At 64.5% G+C, this 22,093-nt stretch carries 30 protein-coding genes; 15 read left to right on the top strand and 15 right to left on the bottom strand.

Features of this window, described 5'->3' with window-relative positions:
• Positions 1-2: 2 nt before the first annotated feature.
• From BLT40_RS06940 to BLT40_RS06925, 4 genes are all read right to left on the bottom strand, one after another.
• Positions 3-983 carry an NAD(P)H-quinone oxidoreductase gene (locus BLT40_RS06940; protein WP_079521465.1) on the bottom strand — a complete coding sequence of 327 codons (981 nt, stop codon included), beginning with the start codon at positions 981-983 and terminating at the stop codon, positions 3-5.
• Positions 984-988: 5 nt separating this feature from the next.
• Positions 989-1,591, bottom strand: coding sequence for an HAD family hydrolase (locus BLT40_RS06935; RefSeq protein ID WP_090352423.1), 603 nt, complete (start codon positions 1,589-1,591; stop codon positions 989-991).
• Between the two features lie 8 nt (positions 1,592-1,599).
• A complete protein-coding gene (locus BLT40_RS06930) occupies positions 1,600-1,953 on the bottom strand; it encodes a UBP-type zinc finger domain-containing protein (RefSeq protein WP_036113901.1) in 354 nt (117 codons plus the stop codon).
• A gap of 100 nt (positions 1,954-2,053) precedes the next feature.
• Positions 2,054-2,329 carry a hypothetical protein gene (locus tag BLT40_RS06925; protein WP_143025848.1) on the bottom strand — a complete coding sequence of 92 codons (276 nt, stop codon included), beginning with the start codon at positions 2,327-2,329 and terminating at the stop codon, positions 2,054-2,056.
• Positions 2,330-2,563: 234 nt separating this feature from the next.
• Here BLT40_RS06925 and BLT40_RS06920 point away from each other — a divergent pair, with 234 nt between their 5' ends.
• From BLT40_RS06920 to BLT40_RS06910, 3 genes are all read left to right on the top strand, one after another.
• Positions 2,564-2,923 carry a DUF1304 domain-containing protein gene (locus BLT40_RS06920; RefSeq protein ID WP_079521462.1) on the top strand — a complete coding sequence of 120 codons (360 nt, stop codon included), beginning with the start codon at positions 2,564-2,566 and terminating at the stop codon, positions 2,921-2,923.
• 77 nt (positions 2,924-3,000) lie between these two features.
• The gene (locus tag BLT40_RS06915; protein WP_176167796.1) at positions 3,001-3,516 is read left to right on the top strand and encodes a tetratricopeptide repeat protein; all 516 of its coding nucleotides are present in this window, start codon (positions 3,001-3,003) and stop codon (positions 3,514-3,516) included.
• A gap of 99 nt (positions 3,517-3,615) precedes the next feature.
• Positions 3,616-3,999: a response regulator gene (locus BLT40_RS06910; protein ID WP_051943727.1), complete on the top strand. Its 384-nt coding sequence runs from the start codon at positions 3,616-3,618 to the stop codon at positions 3,997-3,999.
• 19 nt (positions 4,000-4,018) lie between these two features.
• On the opposite strand, the gene BLT40_RS06905 is transcribed toward BLT40_RS06910, so the two are convergent.
• On the bottom strand, positions 4,019-4,717 hold the full coding sequence (locus BLT40_RS06905; RefSeq protein ID WP_051944255.1) for an HAD family hydrolase: 699 nt from the start codon (positions 4,715-4,717) through the stop codon (positions 4,019-4,021).
• Positions 4,718-4,888: 171 nt separating this feature from the next.
• On the opposite strand from BLT40_RS06905, the gene BLT40_RS06900 reads away from it, so the two are divergent.
• A complete protein-coding gene (locus BLT40_RS06900; protein WP_079521461.1) occupies positions 4,889-5,926 on the top strand; it encodes an Lnb N-terminal periplasmic domain-containing protein in 1,038 nt (345 codons plus the stop codon).
• Here the strand turns inward: BLT40_RS06900 and BLT40_RS06895 are convergent.
• Positions 5,893-6,912 (bottom strand): TraB/GumN family protein, encoded by a 1,020-nt coding sequence (locus BLT40_RS06895; RefSeq protein WP_143025847.1) that lies wholly within the window; start codon positions 6,910-6,912, stop codon positions 5,893-5,895. The two genes, BLT40_RS06900 and BLT40_RS06895, sit on opposite strands and share 34 nt — an antisense overlap.
• Positions 6,913-6,963: 51 nt before the next feature.
• Here BLT40_RS06895 and BLT40_RS06890 point away from each other — a divergent pair, with 51 nt between their 5' ends.
• The 4 genes from BLT40_RS06890 (at position 6,964) to BLT40_RS06875 (ending at position 8,704) form a co-directional block, all read left to right on the top strand.
• On the top strand, positions 6,964-7,743 hold the full coding sequence (locus tag BLT40_RS06890; protein ID WP_343123894.1) for an NADPH-dependent F420 reductase: 780 nt from the start codon (positions 6,964-6,966) through the stop codon (positions 7,741-7,743).
• 154 nt (positions 7,744-7,897) lie between these two features.
• Positions 7,898-8,143, top strand: a complete 246-nt coding sequence (locus tag BLT40_RS06885; RefSeq protein ID WP_139382714.1) for a hypothetical protein — start codon at positions 7,898-7,900, stop codon at positions 8,141-8,143.
• 66 nt (positions 8,144-8,209) lie between these two features.
• Positions 8,210-8,446, top strand: coding sequence for a hypothetical protein (locus tag BLT40_RS06880; RefSeq protein ID WP_036113884.1), 237 nt, complete (start codon positions 8,210-8,212; stop codon positions 8,444-8,446).
• 15 nt (positions 8,447-8,461) lie between these two features.
• The gene (locus BLT40_RS06875) at positions 8,462-8,704 is read left to right on the top strand and encodes a DUF3820 family protein (protein WP_090352414.1); all 243 of its coding nucleotides are present in this window, start codon (positions 8,462-8,464) and stop codon (positions 8,702-8,704) included.
• A gap of 17 nt (positions 8,705-8,721) precedes the next feature.
• Here the strand turns inward: BLT40_RS06875 and BLT40_RS06870 are convergent, their stop codons facing one another.
• Positions 8,722-9,423, bottom strand: coding sequence for a Crp/Fnr family transcriptional regulator (locus tag BLT40_RS06870; RefSeq protein WP_090352411.1), 702 nt, complete (start codon positions 9,421-9,423; stop codon positions 8,722-8,724).
• Positions 9,424-9,611: 188 nt separating this feature from the next.
• Here BLT40_RS06870 and BLT40_RS06865 point away from each other — a divergent pair, with 188 nt between their 5' ends.
• A complete protein-coding gene (locus BLT40_RS06865; protein WP_079521456.1) occupies positions 9,612-9,794 on the top strand; it encodes a hypothetical protein in 183 nt (60 codons plus the stop codon).
• A gap of 2 nt (positions 9,795-9,796) precedes the next feature.
• On the opposite strand, the gene BLT40_RS06860 is transcribed toward BLT40_RS06865, so the two are convergent.
• Together BLT40_RS06860 and BLT40_RS06855 are read right to left on the bottom strand one after the other, a co-directional pair.
• The gene (locus BLT40_RS06860; protein WP_090352408.1) at positions 9,797-11,818 is read right to left on the bottom strand and encodes a hybrid sensor histidine kinase/response regulator; all 2,022 of its coding nucleotides are present in this window, start codon (positions 11,816-11,818) and stop codon (positions 9,797-9,799) included.
• Positions 11,818-13,182 carry an amidohydrolase family protein gene (locus BLT40_RS06855; RefSeq protein WP_090352405.1) on the bottom strand — a complete coding sequence of 455 codons (1,365 nt, stop codon included), beginning with the start codon at positions 13,180-13,182 and terminating at the stop codon, positions 11,818-11,820. The genes BLT40_RS06860 and BLT40_RS06855 overlap by 1 nt, the downstream gene beginning before the upstream one ends.
• 149 nt (positions 13,183-13,331) lie before the next feature.
• On the opposite strand from BLT40_RS06855, the gene BLT40_RS20585 reads away from it, so the two are divergent.
• The gene (locus tag BLT40_RS20585; RefSeq protein WP_255349736.1) at positions 13,332-13,457 is read left to right on the top strand and encodes a hypothetical protein; all 126 of its coding nucleotides are present in this window, start codon (positions 13,332-13,334) and stop codon (positions 13,455-13,457) included.
• Between the two features lie 540 nt (positions 13,458-13,997).
• Here BLT40_RS20585 and BLT40_RS06850 read toward each other — a convergent pair.
• From BLT40_RS06850 to BLT40_RS06840, 4 genes are all read right to left on the bottom strand, one after another.
• Positions 13,998-14,183: a CsbD family protein gene (locus BLT40_RS06850; protein ID WP_036113872.1), complete on the bottom strand. Its 186-nt coding sequence runs from the start codon at positions 14,181-14,183 to the stop codon at positions 13,998-14,000.
• A 103-nt stretch (positions 14,184-14,286) separates the two neighbouring features.
• Complete coding sequence (locus tag BLT40_RS06845; protein ID WP_079521453.1) at positions 14,287-14,892, bottom strand: flavodoxin family protein; 606 nt, start codon at positions 14,890-14,892, stop codon at positions 14,287-14,289.
• 464 nt (positions 14,893-15,356) lie between these two features.
• Entirely contained in the window at positions 15,357-15,518 is a 162-nt protein-coding gene (locus BLT40_RS20245; protein WP_156108748.1) for a hypothetical protein, read from the bottom strand.
• Positions 15,519-15,878: 360 nt separating this feature from the next.
• Positions 15,879-16,757, bottom strand: a complete 879-nt coding sequence (locus BLT40_RS06840) for a LysR family transcriptional regulator (RefSeq protein WP_217699757.1) — start codon at positions 16,755-16,757, stop codon at positions 15,879-15,881.
• Positions 16,758-16,905: 148 nt separating this feature from the next.
• Between BLT40_RS06840 and BLT40_RS06835 the strand changes: the two genes are divergently transcribed.
• The 3 genes from BLT40_RS06835 (at position 16,906) to BLT40_RS06825 (ending at position 19,493) form a co-directional block, all read left to right on the top strand.
• Positions 16,906-18,018 carry an S-(hydroxymethyl)glutathione dehydrogenase/class III alcohol dehydrogenase gene (locus BLT40_RS06835; protein ID WP_036113864.1) on the top strand — a complete coding sequence of 371 codons (1,113 nt, stop codon included), beginning with the start codon at positions 16,906-16,908 and terminating at the stop codon, positions 18,016-18,018.
• Positions 18,019-18,027: 9 nt separating this feature from the next.
• A complete protein-coding gene (locus BLT40_RS06830) occupies positions 18,028-18,444 on the top strand; it encodes a ketosteroid isomerase-related protein (RefSeq protein WP_036113861.1) in 417 nt (138 codons plus the stop codon).
• A gap of 62 nt (positions 18,445-18,506) precedes the next feature.
• Positions 18,507-19,493, top strand: a complete 987-nt coding sequence (locus BLT40_RS06825) for an MBL fold metallo-hydrolase (RefSeq protein ID WP_079521451.1) — start codon at positions 18,507-18,509, stop codon at positions 19,491-19,493.
• A gap of 33 nt (positions 19,494-19,526) precedes the next feature.
• Here BLT40_RS06825 and BLT40_RS06820 read toward each other — a convergent pair whose 3' ends face one another.
• Positions 19,527-20,111, bottom strand: coding sequence for a CGNR zinc finger domain-containing protein (locus BLT40_RS06820; protein ID WP_079521450.1), 585 nt, complete (start codon positions 20,109-20,111; stop codon positions 19,527-19,529).
• Between the two features lie 137 nt (positions 20,112-20,248).
• On the opposite strand from BLT40_RS06820, the gene BLT40_RS06815 reads away from it, so the two are divergent.
• Complete coding sequence (locus BLT40_RS06815) at positions 20,249-21,214, top strand: alpha/beta fold hydrolase (protein ID WP_079521449.1); 966 nt, start codon at positions 20,249-20,251, stop codon at positions 21,212-21,214.
• A gap of 79 nt (positions 21,215-21,293) precedes the next feature.
• Positions 21,294-21,518, top strand: coding sequence for an RNA-binding S4 domain-containing protein (locus tag BLT40_RS06810; RefSeq protein WP_036113850.1), 225 nt, complete (start codon positions 21,294-21,296; stop codon positions 21,516-21,518).
• A 69-nt stretch (positions 21,519-21,587) separates the two neighbouring features.
• On the opposite strand, the gene BLT40_RS06805 is transcribed toward BLT40_RS06810, so the two are convergent.
• The gene (locus BLT40_RS06805) at positions 21,588-21,878 is read right to left on the bottom strand and encodes a hypothetical protein (protein WP_079521448.1); all 291 of its coding nucleotides are present in this window, start codon (positions 21,876-21,878) and stop codon (positions 21,588-21,590) included.
• Positions 21,879-22,093 lie beyond the last annotated feature (215 nt).

Here is a 22,093-nt window from a genome sequence, read left to right as displayed (position 1 = left end):
GGTCACATCGTCAGAATGATTTTGCCCGTGCTCTGGCCCGATTCCATGTGCCGGTGCGCCTCGGCGGCCTGGCTGAGCGGGTATTCGCTGTCGACCACGGGGCTGAGCGTGCCGTCGGCGAAGCGGTGCAGCCAGCGCTCGCGGAAGCGTCGTGTCATGGCCTGCTTCACGGCGGCGGGGCGCGATTTCATGACGGTGCCGATGATCTGCAGGTGCCGGTACAACAGCTGGTCGAGGGGCAGCGTCGCTCCATTGCTGCCACCGAGCAGGCCAACCTGCACGAGCCGGCCGCCATGACTGAGTGAGGCAAGGTTGCGCTCGAAATACGGCGCGCCGATGAAGTCGACGATGACATCGACACCTCGCTTGTCCGTTTCCCGTGCGACCACCTCGGCGAAATCGTCGCTGCGGTAGTCGATGGCGATCCCGGCGCCAAAACCACGTACGCGGTCGAGCTTGCCGCCGCTCGCGGTGGCGAACACCCTGGCACCCGCCGCACGGGCGAGCTGGATGGCGGCCGAGCCGACGCCGCTGGCACCGGCATGGATGAGGATGCTGTCCATCGATTCGACGCGGCCGAGATGGAAGGCCGCCTCGTGCGCGGTGACGAAGGCTTCGGGGATGGCGGCGGCTTCCACGTAGCCGAGGCGGTCGGGAATGGTCATCGCCATGCGATGGTCGATGCGCGCGACCTCCGCGTAAGCCCCGCCGCCGACGATTCCCATGACGCGGTCGCCGACCGCATGGCCGTGCACGTTGCGGCCGATCGCGATGATCTCGCCGGCGATCTCCAGGCCCATGATCTCGGAGTCGCCGTAGCTTTCGCCCTTGTAGCCGCCATTGCGCTGGATGATGTCCGCACGATTGACGCCTGCGGCGTGTACACGCACCAGCAGGTCGTCGTCGCGAGCCACGGGCTGATCGACGTCGGTGAGGTGCAGGACGTCCGCGTCGCCGAACTGATCGAAGGTGATGGCTTTCATGAAGGTTACCTGGTTAGGAATCGCTGGATCTCATCGCGGAGCAGGGCTTCCGACCGGAAGTGGTGCCCGTGCATGCCGACCCGCTTCGCGCCTTCGACGTGACCGGCGGTGTCGTCGATGAATAACGTATCGGCCGGTCGCCAGCCGAGATGCCGCGCGGCCGACTCGAAAACGGCGGGGTCCGGCTTGGCCGCGCCGAACTGGCCGGCCACAAGCGCGCGAGCGCCGAACAATGCGGCCAGTGCCGGAGCGATGGTGGGCAGTTGCCCGGCGAGTATCTCACCGTTGTTCGTCAGAATCGCTGCGTCGGCGCGAGGCGGGAGTGAAGAAGCCAGCGCGATGGCCCAGGGACGTACCCGGGTCGCTTCCCTGCGCGCTGCTGTCCACTGAGCGCAGGAGACCGAGGTGTCGAGCGCCGCACCGAGGCGACGAAGGTATTCATCGGCATCGATGCGCCCGGCATCCGAGTCGTCCTCGATGCCCGAATCGTAAATGGCCGCGTGTACGGAGTCAGGTGAGCGGTCGAGCGCCGCCGCCAGGTGGGCGACGCGGATGCCGGGTTCGTAATCGACGAGCACGCCGTCCATGTCGAAAAGCACGTGTTTCATGGATCGGATCAGCCCTCGCTCAAAACACGCTGCCAGTTGCGCGGCACCTTGCCCGCCGGCCCCGGCGTCGGCTGGTCCGACGGATGGCTATGAGGCGGCGCGAGCGACGGCCCGTCGACTTCCGAGTCCGTGCGGTAGTCGTAGAACCAGTCTTCGCCGGGCTCGAAGCTCTGGATGATCGGATGTCCGGTGGCGTGTGCGTGTTTCGAGGCGTGCTTGTGCAGTGAATCGTCGCAGCAGCCGATGTGGCCGCATTGCGCGCAGCGACGAAGGTGGAACCACCAGGTGTCGTTGGCGATGCATTCGGCGCAGCCGGCGCCGCTGGGTTTTGCGGTGGGATCGATGCCGTCGGTGGGGCTCATGGATGGATACTCCGTGCAGGTCCGCCCGATCCTAACCCAGGTGGAAGGGCACCGCGGAGGACGCGCATGCCGTCATTTGTCGCTGGCCGCCGGGCCGGACTCAGAGGATGCGGCCGGCCCGGTTGAGCGCGACGACCTGCATGTCATCGACCGAGGCGGTCAGCAAGCGCAGGGCGCGACGCAGAGCGACGCTGTCGGGGCAGCCGTGTTGCAGAAGCGCTTCGATCCGTTCCGCGGCGTCGGCCACGGGAAGATGTTCATGGCGAAGGGCATGCCGGGCTACATGGTTGGCTCTGAACTGAGCCTCGTCGTAATCATGATGCAGCAGTGCCTGGAGCAGCCCAAGGGCTTCGATGGAGATCTCCTGCGCTGCCATGACGTTCCACATGATGCCAATGAAACCGTCACGTCGGCCGTCATGCAATCTGCCTTACGGCCTATCGGAGTGACGAGATTTCGCACGATTCAAGAGGGTTTTCGCCTTGCAGTAGTTTTTCGGTAGACGCCGTCCGGTGCGGCGACGATCCTTGCGGGGCAGCGACACCATCCGGTGCGGAATGGAGGTCTTTGCGGCTATCCTTGCCGCCCTCCGCATCGGGAAGGATCGTCCATGCACCTCGTCGCCATCGTACTCACCGTCCTGGTGATCCTGATACATATCTACATCGTCATCCTGGAGATGGTGCTGTGGCGATCGCGCGGTCCGCGCGTTTTCGGGATCACCCCGCAGTTTGCCGACCAGAGCGCGACCCTGGCGTCCAATCAGGGGCTTTATAACGGGTTCCTGGTGGCCGCGCTGCTGCTTGGCGTGCTCCTGCCCGAACCGTTCGCATCGGCGTTCGTGTTTTACGGTCTGGGCTGCGTCGTGGTCGCGGGCCTCTGGGGCGGCTTTACCGCCAGCCGCCGCATTCTCTACGTGCAGGCCTTGCCCGCCGCGCTCGCCCTGGCGGCACAGTGGCTCGCCCGTTGATTTGACGCGGTCGCGTCATAGGCGACAAGCTGTCCGGCACGGTGATGTGACAGGAGCAGGCGATGGTGATTTCGACGATGCGGGTTCCCCTCATGGCGGGCCTGCTCGCGCTGGCGGGTTGCGCCGCGCACGGAACCCTCCCCGAACCGCCCCGCATGCCGGATGTGCAGCAGCGAGAGCTCGAGGCCGACCGGGCGTATGCGCAGGGCGACATCCAGCATGCGGCCGATCTGTACGAGGCGATCGTGCAGGTGCTGCCTGATGATGCCGATGCATGGTTCCGACTGGGAAATGCGCGTTTTCGGCTGCAACGGCCCGATGACGCCGTCGCCGCTTACGGGAGGGCGATCCAGATCAAGCCGGATCACGCGCGTGCGCTGTACAACATGGGCGTCGTCCGGCTGAAGCAGGCGCAGGCCGCGATGATCGCCAGCGCGCAGGCGGGAAGGCCGGGTGACCCGTTGCGCCGCGATAGCGGCCACATCGCGCAGCGGCTGGCCAGGGTGGGCGATGACCTCGGCTCCCAGGGCAAGGGCGACGGCGGCGCGCCACCGTTTATCGTCGAATCGTCCGACGCGACGGCGTCCCCGTAGCGGCGCGCGGCACACAGCCGGTCGAACGATGTATGGCCGGCTGAGTCAAAGCGGAGTAGCGTCGGACCGCGAGTTTTTTCGCTTGAGCTCGAGGGGACCATGAGTCGTACTCACGTCACAGGGCGGGCGCTTGTCTTCGAAGATCACCCCGGTCTGGCGGCTGCCCTCGCCGACCTGCTCGAGGAGCGGCTGGGCTACGCGGTCGCCGCGTCGGCATCGTGCATCGAAGAGGCCATCCGTCTCGCCCACGTCGAACACTGCGATGTGGCGGTGGTCGACCTCGACCTGCAAGGCGTGATGGCGTATCCCGCGCTGGACGAGCTGAAGCGCCGCGGTATTCCCTACGTGCTCGCCACCGGTACCCTGCCGGTGGATATCCCCGGGAGATACCGCGCACCGCTGGTATCCAAACCCTATAGCCTCAGGGAACTGGAGGACGCGGTGCATGAAGCCTGCACGGGCCGCCACCGTATGGGGGCGTGATCGCGGCGTGCGAGGACGATCAGTGGGCCGGTGCCTCGCTGGGACTCGCGCCACAGACCTCGCGCAGCCAGAGGTTGACGTCGTCGAGACCGGTGACCACGGTCGCGCACAGCCGCCGCAGCTCCGCCGAGGGCTGCTGCAGGTCGGGCACCATGATGGTTGGCATGCCCGCGGCGACCGCGGAACGTACGCCGGCCTGGGAGTCCTCCAGCGCGAGGCAGACGCCGGCGGCCTTGTTGAGGATGCGGGCCGCACGGAGGTAGGGATCGGGGAAGGGTTTGCACCGCTCGCAGTCGCCGGCCGCGACGAGCGCGTCGAAGCGGTCACGCAGGCCGAACGCTTCGAGGTGATGAATCGCGGTCCGGTGCGGGGACGATGTAGCGATGGCGCGGGGCAGGCTGAGCTCATCGAGTGTATCGAGCAGCGCGGTGACACCGGGTTTCAGACGCAGGTCGGTGTCCATCATGGCGTGGTAGCGCCGCGAGGCACTGTGCCAGACGGTATCGAGGTCGAGTTCGTCGCCGACGTGCTCGCGCAACAGCATGCGCGCCGCGTGTCCGTGCAGTCCGACCATGCGCTGGCAAAGTGACAGGGGCAGATGGATGCCTGCCTCCTCGGCCGCTGCGAGAAGGGCATCGCGGTAGAGCGCCTCGGTATCGAAGAGGACGCCGTCCAGATCGAAGACGATCGCCTGCGGTATCGCCGGAAAACGGACCATGCCACCCCCGAAATCGGCCGGACCGGGCGCGACGCCCGGTAACGTCACGAAAATAACGCGGTTTTCGATGCGATGCCATAGACCGAACGGGCAAACGATGTCGTGGTGTTTGCGTTCGCGGTCGTGGCGGGCGACGCTTATGCGATCTGTCCTTCGAGTCCATGAGCCTCCATGAGAAAACGCCGGATGTTTGCCCGTGGCCTGGCCGGCGCGTTCGCGGGGCTGCTGCTGTTTCTTTCCGGTGCCTGGGGTGCCATCGCCCTGGTTTACCAGTTGCCGGGGCCGCAGGCCGCAAGGATCGCGGGCGCCTGCGTGTGGAGTGTCCTGTGGCTGGGGCTGGCCGCCGCGCTGTTCGGCTGGCGTATGTGGTGGGCGCCGCTGGCCATGCTGGTCGCCTTGATCGCTCTGCTGGGATGGTGGACGACGGTCCGGCCCACTCATGACCGTGTCTGGGCCGACGATGTGAACCGGTTGCTGTCAGGTGAGTTGAGCGGGTCACGGGTCACGTTACACAACGTGCGTGATTTCAGCTGGCGTACCGAGACCGACTACGACCAGCACTGGGAAACCCGCGAGTACGACCTCGACCACCTGACCGATGCCGACGCGATCCTGTCTTACTGGTCCAGCGAAGCCATCGCGCACGCCATGCTGTCGTTCGGATTCGACGATGGCCGCCACGTGGTGTTCTCGGTCGAGATCCGGCGTGAGCGCGGAGAGGCCTTTTCCGAAATCGGCGGCTTCTTCAAGCAGTTCGAACTGATCCTGCTGGCGGCCGACGAGCGGGACATCGTGCGCGTCCGCACCAATGTGCGTGGCGAGGACGATTACATCTTCCCGCTGCGCATGCCGCGCGAGGCGATGCGTTCGTTATTCGTTTCCTACGTGGAGGCAGCGAATCAGCTGGTCAGGCAGCCCCGGTTCTACAACACCGTGACGTCCAACTGCACGACCATCGTGTACCGGATGGCGCGGCGCATCGACCGTGGTCTGCCGCTCGATCCCCGACTGTTGCTTACCGGCTATCTGCCGGAATATCTGATGGACAACGGTACGCTCGACCGGCGTCTGAGCGTGGAAGAGTGGCGTCGGCTCGGGCGCATCACCGACCGTGCGCGAGCGACGGAGCAGGGGGATGATTTCTCCGCCGCGATCCGGGTTGGCGTACCACCCGCTCAGTCGCCCTCATCGGGTGCGAGCACGCTGTAACCCTTCGCCTTCAGTGCGCTGAGGTAGCCATTGCCGCCGAGCAGGTCGTCGAGCGGCACGATGGCGATGGTCTGCGTATTGCTCGCCATCGCGGCATCCACGGCGGCGAGCCAATGTTCGCGCACGGCCCTGGGCACGTCGGTCAGGCCGATCTGCTGCGCGACGCCGCTGTCGGTGGCCGCGTTCATGCAGGTGATCCGCTGCTTCGCCGTGCGGTCGTCCTGCAGCGCGGCGATGTCGCCCGTGGCCCAGGCGTTGGCGCGTGCGGTCATGTCGGCCAGCTGGGCGTCGATGTTGTCGATGCTCTGGGCGAAGCAGGAGACATCGTCCAGCGTCGACTTCTTGAACGACTTCACCGCCGCACGAGGGTCGTCGACCAGCAAGGTGTATTCGACCGGTACCTGTTTCACACCATGTTTGCTCGCCAGGTCCATGACCGTGCGAGTGACGCCACCGGACCGCGCCAGTCCGCTCTTGCGCACAGCTGACTTGTAAAGCTCCAGCACGGCAAAAATCGGCCGGTAACGCTCGACCTTGCGGTCGTCGCCGATGTACTTCTCCTTGACCGTCAGCCACCGCGCGTAGACGTCCGGGGGAACGGATTCCTGCAACGTCTTGCCATCGGGCGAATTGCGTACGCCGATCAGGGACGGCAGCAGGGCCAGTCGGCCGAAGAACCCGGTGTTCGGCTTGATCTCCACCTTGGGCGGAAGAATGAGGGCGTCGGTATGGCTCAGCGCGTCGTCGATCTCGGCGGTCTGCCAGCTCATGTTCTTTGGCAACGGTGTGAGCGTGCCGAGAATCAGCAACGTGTGTTCGCCTCGCTTCACCTTCCACAGGCCTGGACCCGGCTGCACGCCGCTGACGGTTACCGCCTCCAGGGTGGGTACGGACGAGGCAGGTGCCGGCAGGGTCGTCTGAGCGAAGGCGGGCGCCACCGCCAGGAGAAGGAAGCCGAGCAGGGCGAGGGTGCGGGTCGGGGTCATGGGGGAGAAGGCTAAAGGGAAGACGATGAACGGACGAGTGTCGGTCGGCACATCCTGGCAATCACCGGCCGCTCGCCCGACATTCACGGCGGATCACGAACATGGACGTCTTCCCCGGACTGGAGTTCCTTCGCTATGAAAATCGGCATTATCGGCGCTGGCAATATCGGGCAGGCTCTGACCCGGCGGTTTCGCGAAATCGGTCACGAGGTGCTGATCGCAAATTCGCGCGGCCCGGAAACGCTTTCCGGCCTGGCGAAAGAGACGGGTGCGGTAGCCGTCACGGCCCACGAGGCGGCGCGCGGTGGCGAGGTCGTTATCGTCACGATCCCGGAATCGCGCATTCCCGGCCTCCCCTCGGACCTCTTTGCCGGCGTCTCGCCGGAGACCGTGGTCGTCGACACCGGCAACTACTACCCCCGCGAGCGGGACGGTCGTATCGCACCCATCGAGGAGGGTGTGCCGGAAAGCCAGTGGGTCGCCGATCAGCTCGGCAGGCCCGTGATCAAGGCGTTCAACAATATTTACGCCGAACATCTGCGCACTCACGGCAAGCCCTCCACGGCGGATAAGCGCATCGCCCTTCCGGTGGCTGGGGACGATTCCAACGCCAAGGCCACGATCCTGAAGCTCGTCGACGAGCTCGGTTTCGATGGCGTGGATGCGGGCACGCTCGCGGAGTCCTGGCGGCAGCAGCCGGCCAGTCCGGTTTATGGCACCGACCTCGACCTCGAAGGGGTGCGGCAGGCTCTGCTCGATGCGACGCGCGAGCGGCGTCCCGAATGGCGGGCGACGTCGGAGAGCCCGGGCACCTACGACGCGCCGAAGTGAGTTGCGTCGTGACCGCTATGTGAAGGATTTTCGGGCATTTCTTCCATTGTGGGGACACGTGCGAACGGATAACCTTGCGCATCCATCTCCGCAGCCGACCTTTTTCGCGATACGCGAAGGCGCCTGCGGAATGCACGAGGTTACGCATTTCTTCATGGCCCTGGTGATCTACGACATCCCGTTCAGCCCCGACCTCGCGGGCTTGTGGCACGTCCAGATGAATGGCGTGCCGATGGAAAACTTCGAAACTCGCGTCGCCGCGATAGCGTACGCCGTGCAGCAGTCCAAGCTGCTCGGCGTGCAAAGCGGCCTGCAGGTGCTCGTCTCCGTGGAAGGCGCGGACGGTATCTGGCGGGAATTCGAATCCAACGCAAAGCGGCCCGTCGCCGGTTTGCAATAGCGCGGCTGCACGTCACGTTGATCCGCGATGCATACGATGGGGGGAAGAAGGAGGAACATCCCACCCATGACGCATCGAAAGATTGGTTACTTCGACGTGGAAGGCACGTGCTACGTTGCCAAACCCGGCCGCTGGCGCGGTAAATACGTCATCAGCGAGGACGGCGACGAGATCGCCGAGAAGCTCTGCGTTACCCTCCATGAGAATGAAGAAGACGCGTGCGCGGAGGGTATGACCCTTGGTGTCGCCGCGGCGCGCACGTTGATGAAGGAACGCGAAGGCTTCGATCCCGGCGACGAGTAGCGCTAGAATTTCGGCATGACCGATCCGAACGACGCCTTTCGTCAGGACCTCGCCAAGCTAGCCACCGCGATCATGCCCTTCGGTAAGTTCAAGGGGAGGGCGATCGCCGATCTGCCAGGCAACTATCTCGCATGGTTTGCGCGGGAGGGCTTTCCTCCCGGTGAACTTGGGCGCCTGCTGGCGATCATGCTCGAGCTCGACCATAACGGTCTGCGCCGCCTGCTCGATCCTCTGAGGTCCAACCCGCCCCGTGCATGACGCGGGAGGATCGATCGCTAGCCGCGCAGAGCGGCCTCATCGGTGACGTCGATGCCATTCGGAAGGATGGCGATGGCACCTTCGGTGCGGAGCTTCGCCAGCATGCGCGTAACGGTGGCCGAGCTCATCCGGAGGTAGGAGCCGATGTCGTCGCGGGACATGGGCAGGGGAACGAAAGGGCTGGCCCCTTCGAAACGACGCCGCCGGTCGAGCAGGTCGACCAGGAAAGAGCGAACGCGCGACGCAGCCAGGCCGTCCGCCGCGTGGGCGGCGCTGACGCGTTCACGCCGACGCAGCGAGCGCAGGTGTCGGGTCAGCGCGTCGTTGTGCTCGCAGAGTTCGTCGGTCGCGGCGCGCGGAAAACGGCAGAACCACGTCTTGCCGACGGCCACGACGGATGCGTTATGTGTGCCGGTCCTGGCGACGTCCAGCGCGAAGAGTTCACCCGGCAGATGAAACGCGACCACCCGGCCATCGCCGACCGTTTTGGCCATGCCACTGACGACGGCGAAGGCGGCGCGATGCGGGGCATCGGGCTGCACCAGCCGGTCGCCTTCGGAAAACGGACCGACGCGCTCGACGACGTCACGCATGTCGACCAGATCGGGATCGCCACCGCGGGTTGCTTCGCAGACGGCCGCGTAACGGCACGACGCATTGCAGTACACCGACGGACGGCGGACGACGGACTGACTGGCGACGGCCTGGGCCTGGTACACGGTGGGACCTCCCGCGCGCCGGAAGCGGCGCGTGAGTGGATTTTAGGCCTATGCCGGGATGTCCTCCGGTAAAATCAGTCGCGTGCGCCTTTTTGTCGCAGATTTTTTCGGTTCGACGATTGACGTGGCCCGGTTTTTGCCTTAGTAAGAGCGACGGGGGAATACCAGTAAAGGGGGCCTTCAAGGCCATGGCACGTCGATCCACGCTTTTGCCCGACATCGATACCGACATCGCTTCTTTGCCCGACGGGTTCGTCCCGGGAACGGTGGCACCTTTCGTGATGCGCTACGGCACCGATTTTCTGGTGGCCATGCAGCGCGCGGCGCAGGCGCACGATGCCGAGCGCCCTGAAGAACCCGAAACGGCCTGACGCTAACGCGCCGTCGGCTCCAGCAGTTCGGACACGGCGGCCACCAGCGCATGCACCGAGAACGGTTTGGTGAGAATCGCCGCATGGTCAGGCAGGACCGGCGTGTCCGCGAACGCGTCCCATGCGAAGCCTGTCATGAAAAGCAGCGGTAATGCCGGAGCGATTTCCCGCGCAGCCAGCGCGAGCTGACGGCCATCCATGCCCGGCAGGCCGATATCGGTGACCAGAATATCCGGGAGCGCGTGGCTCTGGAGCTGGCGCAGTGCTTCCGGTCCGTCGCCACAGCCGGTGACGATGTAGCCCGCTTCTTCCAGCACCTCGGTCGCCAGAGAGCGGAGCATGGCTTCGTCTTCGACGAGCAGCACGCGCTGGCCCGCACCTTGACGCTCGAGGGGCGCCACAGGCGCGTGCGTCCCTGACGGCGCGCCCGCATGCCGTGGCAGCCATAGGGTGACCGTCGTGCCTTTGCCCGGGGTCGAGTCGATGACCGCGCGGCCGCCGGTCTGTCGTGCGAAGCCATGGACCATGGACAGGCCGAGACCGGTGCCCTGGCCGATGGCCTTGGTCGTAAAGAAGGGATCGAAAGCTTTCTCCGCGATGCTGCGCGACATGCCTGTGCCGGTGTCGCTCACCGCGACGACCACGTGCTCGACCACTTTGCCACCGGCGTCGCGTGCGGCCACGTTGCGCGTCTCGATCGACAGGACGCCTCCGTCGGGCATGGCGTCGCGCGCGTTGATCGCCAGATCGAGGACGGCGCTTTCCAGCTGACTGGCGTCGGACAAGGTTCGCCAGAGGTCCGCCTGCAGGCGGAGTTCCAGCGTCACCCTTCCGCCCAGCAGCGGGCGCAGGAGCACGTCGAGTTCGCCGACGATGGCATTCGCGTCGACGTCGGACAAGGAGAGCGCCTGCTGCCGCGAATACGCCAGCAGCCGGTGCGTCAGCCCGGCCGCTCGCTGGACCGCACCACCCGCGGCGTCGAGCAGGCGACGCGCGCCGTCCATTCTTCCGCTCTCGAGGCGATCGGTAAGGACCTCGATCGCGCCGCCGATGCCGCCTAGGATATTGTTGAAATCATGCGCGATACCGCCGGTGAGTCGACCGATGGCCTCGAGTTTCTGCGCATGGCGTAGCTGGTCGTCGGTGTCGCGACGTCGTTGCGTATCGCGACCCATGGCGTAGGCCAGTTCACCGTCCGGCACGCAGGTCCAGGCGAACCAGCGGTACTCGCCGTCGCGCGAGCGCATGCGCAGCTCGAGGTCTTCCACGATGTCGCCGTCGAAGAGCTGGGTCAGCCCGTCACGCGCCCGGTCCAGATCATCCGGGTGAACCAGCTCATCGAAACCGAGCCCGACCAGTTCGCTGACTTCGTAGCCGAGTTCGTGTTGCCACGCCGGGTTCACGTTGCGATAGAGGCCGTCACGGGCCATGACGAGGTAGAGGTCGCGCGAGATCGCCCAGATCTGATCGCGCTCGCGCGTGCGCTGATCGACTTCCACTTCCAGCGACGCATTCAGTTCGCGCAGTGCCTGTCCGGAGCGCACGGCTCTGCTGGTTTCGTTGGTGACGGCATACATACCCCGCACGGTGCCCTGCTCATCGCGCAGCGGAGCGTACGAGAAGGTCCACCACGTTTCTTCCTCGAAGCCGTGCCGGGTCATTCTCAGCGGCATGTCCCGATGCATCGACCCGTGGCCCTCCAGCGCGCGTTCGACGTGTACCCGCACGTCATCCCACACATCGGACCAGAGTTCGTCGAAGCGCCGCCCGATCGCGCCGGTCAGGCGGCGACCGAGCATGGGCCGATACGGATCGTTGAAAAAGAAGAGCTGGCCCGGCTCGGCCGAGATGAACATCGGCTGCGGCATGTCGAACATCGTCGCGAGCATCGCCCGCAAGGCGGCCGGCCAGCTTTCCACAGGCCCCAGCGGTGTCGCCGCCCAGTCGAACGCACGGATCTCTTCCGCCGTAACGGAATCGGCGGGGAGGAAGCCGAACGGGTCGTCGTCGGGTGGGATGGGCATCACGGCGTAAACGCGTCGACCTTACCGCCGACCTGACGGCCGCGCTGCCATACCGCCGATATTTTCGTGGTCGCTTCGATATCGCCCGACGGATCGGCGTCGAGAACGATGAAGTCGGCCCGCTTGCCCCTGGCCAGGACGCCGCGGTCGTCAAGACCCAGCAGTTCGGCGGCACGCTGGGTTGCGATCTGAATCGCCTGCATCGGCGTGAGGCCCGCATCGACCATGAGGGCGAGCTCACGGTGCTCGGCAAAACCGGGAATGCGCAGCGGCATCGCACCGGCATCGGTGCCGAAGCCGATCCTCACACCTGCGTCGTAAAGCGTCTTCAGGTTCTTCAGATTGGTTTGCAGCGCTTCTTCGTTGGTCCTGGTGGAGCCGTCGTTCTGCACGCGATCGCGCCATGCGGTATCGGCAAACTGCCTGGCCAGGGCGGGCTGCACCGCGTGGGTGAAGAAGGGCTGGTCCATCCACGCCGGATGACGGGCATAGATATAAGCGGCCTCGTTGAGATCGAGCGTGGCGATATACCAGGTCCCGTGCTGCTTCATCGCCTGGACGAAGGCGCTGTCCACCGGTCGGTCGCGTACACCGTGAGCGAGTATGTCGACGCCCGCATCCACCAGCTGGCGTGCATCGTCGAGGTAATAGACGTGCGCCGCGACGCGCAGATGTTTGGCGTGCGCCTCATCGATGACCGCGTGCCAGATCTCCGGTTTCATCTTGACGGGCAGGCTGCCGTTGAAATCGTCCACCCAGATCTTGACGATGTCGGTGCCGCGTTCCGCTGCGGCGTCGACGGCGGCGCGTGCCTCGTCGGGGGTGGAGGGGCGGTCGAGCTGATTCGGGCCGACCTGCATCATCTTTGCCGGCGGCGCACCGTTGGGCACGCCGATCCCGCGATCCGCGCCGAAGAGATCGGCGCCGTCCGCCTTACCCGCATGCAGGTCGGCACGCAGCGGGTAGAACACGTCGGGGTTGTTGACCCCGAGCGAGGTGACCGTGGTGACGCCGTAGGCACGCCATTGCCTCAGCTGGCGCAAGGCGTTGTCGCGCGTGTACAGATCCGGCGTACCACTGCGGGTCCCGTCGACCGAGCCGATGTGACCGTGGTCGGAAATCAGTCCCGGAATGATCGTCTTGCCGGTGTAGTCGACGACCGTGGTGTCCTTCGGCATCTTCACCCGGAGACCGGCGCCCAGCATCGTGATCCGGTCGCCGTCGATGACCATCGTGACATCCTCCCGCGCGGGGCCGCCGGTGCCGTCGAGAAGGCGCGCGCCCCGGATCACCGTGGCCGCACCGGCGGCAGGGCACGCGGCGACCAGAGCAAGAGCGAGCAGGGTGGGACGGAACAGATTCATCGTAAATCCTTGAGGCGGGTACCCGTCACGAATAATGCACGACGTGCGAAGACGGTGTCGTTGCGAAAACGGCGGTGGCGACGAAATCACACCCGTTGCACGCGCCCCGATAGACGCTTGCGCCCTGACACAATGCGGAGGGACGTTCGATGGATGAGGAAAAGAGTGTGGTTCCGGAGAAGCAGAAGGGTGGCATCGGCTACATTCTGCTTTGGTTGCTGGGCGTGCCGATCCCCGTGCTGCTGTTGATCTTTCTGGTACGCGGCTGCACCTGATCGACGCCATGCGGTAGCGCGCCCCAAACGGCGCGCTACCGCTGTCCGACCTGACCCTGTCCGAACTTTCGACGTTTCCGCAGGACCGCATGCTCTCGGCTTCGCCTTGGAAGCCGGCATGTTCCGCTCGATCCTCCCACGTAGCCCCGGCATTGACATGCTGCGCGGCAACAGCATCCTGCTAGTGGTCTCCCATCATCGCGTCCCGCGGAGGTTTGCTCTTGCCGCGCCGCGCGCGAGTTCGTCCGTCTCTCACGGTCATCGGTTTGATGCCGCTGGACGTGATGATTTTCTGGCTGGGGGGGGGGCATGCGCTGCGCTAAGGCCACATGCGGATAACGATAGGCGCGGCGACCGCCCTCATGCTTGCCTCGCCGGAATCGGGCCGTGCACGGTCCGGAAGGGGTCGGCTACCGGGCGGGCGAGTTACGAGATCTGAACCGATGGCTACGAGACTGCGTGGTGCGGCCAGGTAGTACCGGCGCTGACGCCGGCTGAAAGGCGCGGGGGATCCTGAGCGGATCCCCCGACGCAAAGCACTCAGTGCTTGCGGCTTTCGTCGCGTACCTGGTCCGCAGCCTTGCCTACTTCTTTCTGGACCTTGCCGGCATTCTTTTCGATGTTGCCCGCGGCTTCTTTCGCGTGATTGCCCGTGACCTTGCCGACGCCTTCCTTCACGGCGCCCTTGATCTCGTGCTTCATGCCTTCGGTGCGATTCTTATCCATGGTGCGTTCCTCTTCAGGCTCTGCGTCATTCGCAGCGTGACCTGTTTACGCCCTCTCCCCATGAGTGACCTGTGAAGCGTGCGTTTCGTCGAATTCACCGTGTTCAGGGTGCAGGATAGTTCGACGCCTGGAGAAGCGTGGCGAGATGCGCGGCGTTGGTCGTCAGCGTTGCGATCGTTTTGGCCACCTTTTCCGGGGTCTTCTTCAGATCGATGTAATTGGTGTCGGACATCGCTTCGCCCACCCAGTAGGCCGAGCTGCCTGCGGGAATCGTGAAGCCGACATCGGCGAGCGCCTGGTAGATCTCCGCGGTCACGTGGTGCGCGCCGTCCTCGTTACCGACGACACCGACCAGACCGACCTTCCCGAACGTGGGATACCGTCCGTCATCACCGATATCGCCGAGGATTGCATCCATGCGTTCGAGCACGCGTTTGCTGACGCTCGAAGGCTGACCCATCCAGATCGGTGTGGCGATGACAAGAATATCCGCCGCCATGATGCGCTGGCGCAGCGCCGGCCACTCATCACCCTCGCCCTCATCGTGACTGACACCGGGTTTGATGTTCAGATCGACGACCCGTACGCTTTCGGTCTCAACGTCGTACTTTTTCAGGCCGTCGAGCAACTGATCCAGCAGCTTCTGACTTGATGATGGCTTGGGCGAGGCACTGAGCGTGCAGTTCAGGCCGAGGGCTTTCAGTGTCATGCGCGTGCTCCGTGGACAGGTCCAGGAACGTTGGGCAGGCGTCCGTGTAACGAGCGTCGTTCCCACGTGCATGACGTGGGAATGACGATCGGATCACGCGGGGCGGGGCAGTCTCGCTGGACGACGCCGCCGATGGACACGCCATGATGCAAAGCCCTTACATTCCCGAAACCCCTAGTCGCTCGCCGGTGATACCTGAAGAGGCTCCGGTGACTCCTCGACCGGAAATGCCCGGCGGCAACCCCGGCGCGGATCGACCGCAGGAAATGCCGGCCCATCCAGATGACCCCGAGGGCGATGCCCCGCCGCCTGAGGCGCCAGAAGCGTTGGCGATCCGAATTCCCTGAAGCGACTGCCCGAAGAAACCAGCGGGGACACGGGCGCGTAAGACGCCCTGACGCAAGAAGGCCCGCCGCGTGGCAGGCCTTCTGCTTATGCTCGACCGGCCAGGTGGCGCAGGCGCCTTAGACCGAGTCGCCGCTCAGACGGCTGGCGACTTCGCCGAGCCAGTCGTAGCCGTCCATCTCACCGCCGAAGAGGTCGAGACCGGTGCTGCTGTCGCCGGCCTGGAAGCCCGTCGAGTATTCGAAAGTGGTGATGCCGTAATCGTTGCGAAGTTCGTTCATAGTCGTTTCTCCCAGTCGTCAGTGACCGGATATCGAAAGCGTGGGCACCTGCGCCGCCGGTCTTTGGCGCGGTGTGGACCCGCTGATATCGCTGGTCCGTTTCGTTTGGTGAACAATCGGTTCGTTAGTCTTTCGTCATCGCCATATCGGCTTAATTTCTGAACTAACGAGTTTAGTACACGCCCTTTCTATGGGCGCCCTGGGACATTACAAGGGGTCTCAGGCATCGAATCGTTGGACAGCGCTTGTAAGGAAAAGGTTCAAACGATTTTCCGGTCGAGCCGACCGAGTACCTCTTTCGAACCCTTACCTGCGGCTTTCGTTCGCCGTTTCAGCCGTATCCGTTAACCCTAGTTTAACTCAAACGGGTGTTTGACGCCACGGGGGTGTTGCCAGCCGTTCAACAAGGAAGTCGGCGAGCTGGCGCACCTTGGGCGACAGGTGGCGGCTCTGGGGATAAACCAGCCAGACGGAGCCATGGTCATAGCGCCAACTGTCGAGCACGGACACCAGTGAGCCGTCCGTCAGGGCTTGCTCGACGTAGAAGTCGGGCAGCTGCGCGATCCCAAGTCCGCGACGGACAGCGTCGAGCAGGGCCTGCCCGGAACTGGCGCGATATCGGCCACGCACAGGTCGCTGTCGGGGCTGTCCGTGCTCGGCGAAGATCCAGTGGCTCGCCGACCCAAGCAGCAGGTTATGACTCGTCAGATCATCAGGGGTTGCCGGTGCGGGATGGCTGGCGAGATACGCGGGCGAGGCGACCACGAAGAGCCGACGCTCACCGAGACGGCGCGCCACCAGGTTCGAGTCAGGCAGCAACCCGGTGCGTACCGTCAGGTCGTAGCCCTCCTCGATCAGGTCGACCGTCCGGTTCGAGAAATCCATGTCCACGCCCAGCTGCGGGTGTGCGGCAAGGAATTCATTGACCAGCGGGGCAACGTAGCGTTCGCCGTAGGTGGTCGCCAGGCTGATCCGGAGGTTGCCGCGCAACCCGTCCTGAAAGTCGACAATCGCCTGATCGGCGGCATCGAAGCCTTCGAGGAGGTGTCGGGCGTGCTCGTAGTAAATACGGCCGGCGTCGGTGAGGCGGAGTTTGCGGGTGGTCCGGTGCAGCAACTGGGTGCCCAGCCGCTGCTCCAGCGCGCTGACCGCCCGGCTGATGAAAGCCGTCGAGAGGTCGAGGCTGCGGGCGGCAGCCGAGAAGCTGCCCAGCCGCACGACCTCGACAAAGGCGTCCATCCCATCCCATGCGCGCATCGATCTTTGCTCTCAGGTAAAAATGCTTCACGTGCCGGATGGCTAATCGATCGGGCGCGGCATGACTAAAATCCCCGATTCACCGGCGCTGGCGCCGGGTCCATCGTCATTGTAAGAGGAAGATCCGACCATGAAGTCTCGTGCCGCCGTTGCCTGGGAAGCAGGAAAGCCGCTGTCCATCGAAGAAATCGACGTCCAGGGCCCGAAGGCGGGCGAGGTACTGGTCCGCATCGTCGCTACGGGCGTGTGCCATACGGATGCCTACACGTTGTCAGGCGACGACCCGGAAGGCGCCTTCCCGGTGATTCTCGGGCACGAAGGTGGCGGCATCGTGGAAGAGGTCGGCGAGGGCGTTACCTCGCTGAAGCCCGGCGATCACGTGATCCCGCTGTACACGCCGGAATGTGGCGAGTGCAAGTTCTGTCTGTCGGGCAAGACCAACCTCTGCCAAAAGATTCGCGTGACGCAGGGCAAAGGGCTGATGCCGGACGGCACCTCACGTTTCTCGCTGGGTGGTAAGCAGCTGCTGCACTACATGGGCACCAGTACCTTCAGCGAATACACGGTCCTGCCAGAAATCTCGCTGGCGAAGATCAACAAGGACGCGCCGCTGGACAAGGTCTGCCTGCTCGGCTGCGGCATCACCACCGGCATCGGCGCGGTGCTGAACACCGCCAGGGTGGAGCCGGGTTCGACCGTCGCGGTCTTCGGCATGGGCGGCATCGGTCTCTCGGTGGTGCAAGGCGCGGTCATGGCGAAGGCCAGCCGGATCGTCGTGGTCGATACGAACCCCTCCAAGTTCGAGATGGCGAAGATGCTGGGCGCGACCGACTGCATCAATCCGCGCGACTACCCGGATACGCCGATCCAGCAGGTGATCGTGGACCTGACCGACGGTGGCGTGGACTATTCGTTCGAATGCATCGGCAGCGTCGATGTCATGCGCGCCGCGCTCGAGTGCTGCCATAAGGGCTGGGGCGAGTCGATCATCATCGGCGTCGCCGGTGCCGGTCAGGAGATCCGAACCCGGCCTTTCCAGCTGGTGACGGGCCGTGTGTGGCGTGGTTCCGCGTTCGGCGGCGTGAAGGGGCGGAGTCAGTTGCCCGGCTATGTGGACCGTTACATGGGTGGCGAGATCAAGATCGATCCGATGATCACGTATACGATGGGGCTGGAAGACATCAACCGTGCCTTCGACCTCATGCATGAGGGCAAGGCCATCCGCTCCGTCATTCTTTTCTGAAAAAAGCCGATGAACGAAACTCTCGACCTGATCCGCCGCTATTACGACGCCTTCAATCGTGCCGACTGGACCGCGATGCTCGATCTGCTCGACGAGCATGTGGCACACGATATCAATCAGGGCGGCCGGGAATCCGGCCGCGCCCGCTTCGCGGCTTTCCTGGAGCGCATGAACGTGAGCTACAGCGAGCAGCTGAAGAACATCGTCGTGATGGCGAACGCGGAGGGTACGCGTGCGGCCGCCGAGTACATCGTCCACGGTGAGTACAAGGCGACCGACGAAGGGTTGCCCTTTGCTCAGGGCCAGTCTTACGTTCTGCCGGGTGGTGCCTTCTTCGATGTCGCGAACGGCCGGATCACCCGCGTGAGCAACTACTACAACCTCGAGGACTGGCTCGCCCAGGTCCGGCGCGTCGAGGTGGACTAGGCCTTGAACGAGGCGAAACGGGCCGCAGGTCTTTCTGCGACCCGTTTCCGAGCACGCCACGCATGGCATGGACCAATCCGTTTCACGATCCCTCGAAGCCTCATCACACCGCGGAGGGATTCCGTAACCTCGAACCGGAAACGCGTCCACCGGATGGCCTCAGGCGCTGGCGAAGGGAACGCAAGGAGCAAGGCCTGCCCAAGCCGCCCGAGGGCGGTTACGAGTCGTTCTCACGCCGCTGGTGGCAGGGTGCGGATGTGTCAGGTGACGCCGATGCGGCCTGGTGGCTGGGGCATGCCACGGTCCTCGTGCGCAAGGCGGGGCTTACGGTCCTGACCGATCCGGTGCTCAGCCGCCGCGCTTCGCCGCTGTCGTTTCTCGGGCCAGCGCGCCGCACCGTGGCACCGGTGGATGTCGCATCGCTGCCGGCGATCGATGTGGTGGTGATCTCTCACAATCACTACGACCATCTCGACAAGGCGACCGTGCACGCGCTCTCGCGGCGCTTTCCCGATGCCGTCTTCCTGGTGCCGCTCGGCCTCAAGCGCTGGTTCGATCGTCAGCGTATCGGCAACGTACGGGAACTGGACTGGTGGGCGACCACCGACGTGCGTGGCGCAACGTTTACCTTCGTCCCCGCGCGGCACTGGAGCGCAAGAACCTTGTGGGATCGCAACCGCTCACTTTGGGGTGGCTGGGTGATGGCTCATGAGGGCTTTCGTTTCTGGTTCGCCGGCGACACGGGCTACTCGGACAAGCTGGCCGAGATCGGCCGTCGCGCCGGGCCGATCGATCTGGCGGCCATTCCCATCGGAGCCTACGCACCGCGCTGGTTCATGCATGGCCAGCACGTGGATCCGGCCCAGGCCGTGCAGTTGCATCGGGAGATCGGGGTGCGGCGCTCCATCGCCATTCACTGGGGCGTTTTCGAACTGGCGGACGATCCGCTGGACGAGCCGCCGCGATTGCTCGGCGAGGCGCTGACGCAGTCGGGCCTGTCCGCGGACGACTTCATGCTGCTGCCGATCGGCGGACGCACGTCGCTCTGAGTTTTCGCTCTGAGCCCCGTCGCGAGACGGGGCTCAGCCGCGTTTGCGGGCGCGGAAAGCGGCGACTTTCATCCGATTGCCGCACATTGCCTGACTGCACCAGCGGCGGTGGTGTGACTTCGTGCGGTCGTGAAACCACAGCGTGCAATCGTCGCTCTCGCACTGGCGGACCAGGTTGAAATCGGCCTTCACCAGGAGGGACGCGATCGCCTCGGCAACGGGCAACAGGGCGGCCACGGGGCCGTCCGCGCGCTGGCGATCGATAAGCGCGGGCGCTTCGCCGGTCGACCAGTCGAGCTGACGATAGGCACTGCTCTGCGCGAGAACCGCGTTCAGCGGCTCGGCATTGCCATGCTCTCCGCGTTTGCGCAGAGCGACCAGATCGCGGGCGTTGTCACGAAGGACGCGGGCGGACGCCAGCAGCGTATCCGCCTCTTCCCCTGTAAGGGGTGCTGGCGGCAATCCGGCGGCGGAGAGCCAGTCGTACAAACCCTGCACGGTTTGAAAATGGTCGTGCCGCGCTTCTCCGACGCCATAGCTGCTGTTGATGAAATCCAGTGCCAGGTCGTCGCCGACAAAGTGAGGCGCGGGCGAGTTGTGGTCGGTCGGGGTCTTCATGAATGAGTCCGCGTGGCGTGGTGTGCATTGTAACTTGCAAAGTAGCTATTGACCAGTTACTCATATCTGAGTAACCTTCAAAAAATCAACTAACAAGTTACATCCTCGCCTCACGACCGCCTGCCCGGAGAATTCTCATGCATTTCAGAACCCTGCTAGCCAGCAGCATCCTGTCCGTCGCCGCCGTCGCCGCCGTCGGCGGGGCGACCGCGGCGCCGTCTCCGTCGACGGTCGACACCACCGTTCACTACCGTTTCGCCGAGGCGGACGGCGTCAGGGTGTTCTACCGCGAAGCCGGCGACCCGAGGGCTCCCACGGTCCTGCTGCTGCACGGCTTTCCCACCTCGTCATTCATGTACCGGAATCTGATCCCGCTCCTCGCCGATCGGTACCATGTGGTCGCGCCCGATCTGCCGGGCTTCGGGCTGACCGAGGTGCCTGACGGTGCGCGGTACACGTATACGTTCGATCGTCTCGCCACCACCGTGGATGCTTTCACCCAGACGCTGGGCCTGAAGCGCTATGCCATCGAGGTCTTCGACTACGGCGCACCGGTGGGCTGGCGCCTCGCGGCCGCTCATCCCGAGCGAATCACGGCGATCGTTACGCAGAACGGCAATGCCTACGAAGAGGGCCTGAGCACCGGCTGGAATCCGATCCAGACCTATTGGAAGGAGCCGACGGACGCTCACCGACAGGCCTTGCGCGAGTTCCTGACGCTGGATGCCATCAAGTGGCAGTACACCCATGGCGTCGCCGATCCGACGCTGATCGCGCCGGAAACCTATGCGCTGGATTTCTCGCAGGTGTCCCGCAAGGGCAATGCGGATATCCAGCTCGACCTGTTCCTGGACTACAGGAACAACGTCGCGAAGTATCCGTCGTTTCAGGCCTATTTCCGGAAATACCAGCCGCCGCTGCTCGCTGTGTGGGGAAAGAACGACCCCTTCTTCCTGCGGCCGGGGGCGGAGGCGTTCAAGCGCGATCTGCCCCGGGCCGAGGTCAGGTTCTACGACACGGGCCACTTCGCGCTGGAGACGCATGGCGCGGAGATCGGGGCGGAGATCCGCCGTTTCCTCGACCGGGTCGTGCCGCGCGATTGACCCGGGAGATCGGCGATTTCGTTCCCGGGTGGCCGGGAGTGTTCTAATGGCGCACCGATACTGAAGCGAAGCCACCGTCATGCCGTTCCATGAATTCCGCCTCGAAGGCGACTATGTCGAACTCAACCTGCTACTCAAGCTCACCGGCATCGTCGCCAGCGGTGGCGAGGGCAAGCATCGGGTCGCCGACGGTCTGGTTGCCGTGGACGGGGTGACGGAGATGCGCAAGACCTACAAGGTGCGTGCCGGGCAGGTCGTGACGATCGGCAGCGACGAGATCAGCGTCCTGCCCGAAATCGACTGACGTTTTTGTCGCATGCATAAAAAAAACCGGGGCCGTGAGGCCCCGGTTTTTTGCGTTCCGGAAAGGGAATTACATGCCCGAGCTGGACGACTTGGCCGGCTCGGTGCCGGTCGTGGTGGCGGCCTTCTTGTGCTTCTTGTGGGTCGACTTCATCGCACCACTGGAATCGGCAGCCTTGGAGTCGCCGCTCATCGAGCTGTTGCTGTCCATTTTCATGGAATCGTTGCTGGTATGCGTCTGCGACCCGGCGGTGGAGGCCGGCGTGGGCGCGGGCTTCGAAGCAGCGTCCTGAGCCATGGCGGTACCGCCGAAAGCCATACAGCCAGCCAGCATCGCGACGATCAGTTTCGTGTTGCGCATGACGAAATCTCCTGGAACTTATGGCGCCTTGGGGAAACATTGCGAAGCGCGGCGCATGCGCATCGCTCACCGGTAGACCGGACCTGACGGGTTTAGCAAACGCTATCGCGTTTTCACTGAACGTTGCTCCTGCAAAGCAGCAATTTCTCGGGGAACCGTTCAGCCGAAAATTAGCGTCTATTAAGTGACGGCAAGGGTCGTGGGGCGTGAGGGGG

This window comes from Dyella sp. 333MFSha (genome assembly GCF_900102405.1).
GTDB lineage: Bacteria > Pseudomonadota > Gammaproteobacteria > Xanthomonadales > Rhodanobacteraceae > Luteibacter > Luteibacter mycovicinus.
Note: the sequence above shows the minus strand (reverse complement) of the source record. Positions and strands in the feature narration are given on the sequence as shown.